The following is a 1,336-nucleotide window of genomic DNA, read 5'->3' as shown; positions in this document are numbered from 1 at the left end:
TTATACGTGTCTTTCCCTATTGCAAAAGCAAGCGGAGAGACAACAAGCAACACAACTAAAAGCACTCTTAGTAGCTTCATTTACTTTCTCCTAAAGTTTGATCGACATGCCGTCAGCTAAAGATTGTTTATAGGCTCGATAGCCCGGTATACAGCCGATTAACAAACTCATACCGACGACCGCTGCCACCAAGGCAAGCTGCTCAGAACCGAAGCTAGTCAGCGATATCGTTAAGCCATAGCCTTGCAATAAGGATTGACTCATCAATACAGCACCGAAAAATACCGCCAACCCTAGCGCACACCCAAGCACTGCAAACAGCAAGGACTCTGAGGCCAGCAGTACAAATATCTGGTTCGGCCGGCAACCTAAAGAACGGAGAATCGCAATTTCGCGCCGACGTTCATTTAAACTGCTAAGAATACCCGTTAATAAGCCAACGAAGCTATTCAATAAAACGAAGACTGCAATAATCAGCAAAGCCTTTTCGGCCACACCAATTAACTGCCACAATTCCCCCAAAGCAAGGCCTGGCAATACAGCTAATAAGGGTTCTTTTTTGTATTTGTTTATCGCTCGCTGGATACGGAAAATTTCCATTTTCGACTTTAAGCCCAGCATAAATGCCGTGATTTGTTTTGGTTGAAGATCCATTTCTAGCGTTTGTTCTGCAGTGACCTTGTTCCGAGATTGTGTACCCGACTGCCAATCAATATGTAATGCTTCAATACCTTCCAAACTAACATGAATCGTTCGATCAACAGGCGTGCCTGTGCGGGCAAGTATGCCAGTTAGTATAAAAGGTTTATCATCATGCCGGGAGAACCCGGTATCGTTAACACCGTGCGCCAAGGTCAGCTGATCACCAATTTTATAGCCTAAGCTTTCCGCAATCTCAGCACCAATCACCGCATCATAAACCCCGTCAAAGTGCTTCCCTTGCTCGAAGTCCAGCCCTCTGTCATCAGCAAAGCGGTAGTGTTTGAAATAATCCTGCGTGGTGCCCATCACTCTATAGCCTTTGTGAGAGTCCCCAAGTGAAATTGGAATAGCCCAGGCAACCGACTTGTGTGAAGAGATTTTTTGATAACTATCCCAGCCGATATTGTTGGTTGCATTGCCAATACAAAAAACGGAATACAATAACAACTGCACCGAACCACTTCTCGCGCCGACTAATAAGTCTGTGCCTGAAATCGTATTGGTAAAACTATGCTTAGCCTCTTTACGCACCGTATCGACACTCAGTAATAGAAAAACGCTGATACAAATACTAAACAAGGTTAAGCCACTGGTAAATTTCCGGTTGAGGATACTTTTCAGCGTTAGCTTCATC

1 protein-coding gene is annotated in these 1,336 nt (G+C 44.6%); it reads right to left on the bottom strand.

Going from position 1 to position 1,336, the window contains the following annotated elements; genetic code table 11:
• Positions 1–90: 90 nt before the first annotated feature.
• A complete protein-coding gene (locus A3761_RS03010; RefSeq protein WP_068749789.1) occupies positions 91–1,335 on the bottom strand; it encodes an FtsX-like permease family protein in 1,245 nt (414 codons plus the stop codon).
• Position 1,336: the final 1 nt, after the last annotated feature.

The sequence above is a fragment of the Oleiphilus sp. HI0123 genome, assembly GCF_001635315.1.
The sequence above is the reverse complement of the archived record's forward strand: the minus strand, read 5'-3'. Positions and strand labels throughout refer to the sequence as shown.

What these genes read in the sequence shown, in the direction of transcription:
- A3761_RS03010 (WP_068749789.1), bottom strand. Translation starts at nt 1,335, where the DNA reads ATGAAGCTAACGCTGAAAAGTATCCTCAACCGGAAATTTACCAGTGGC.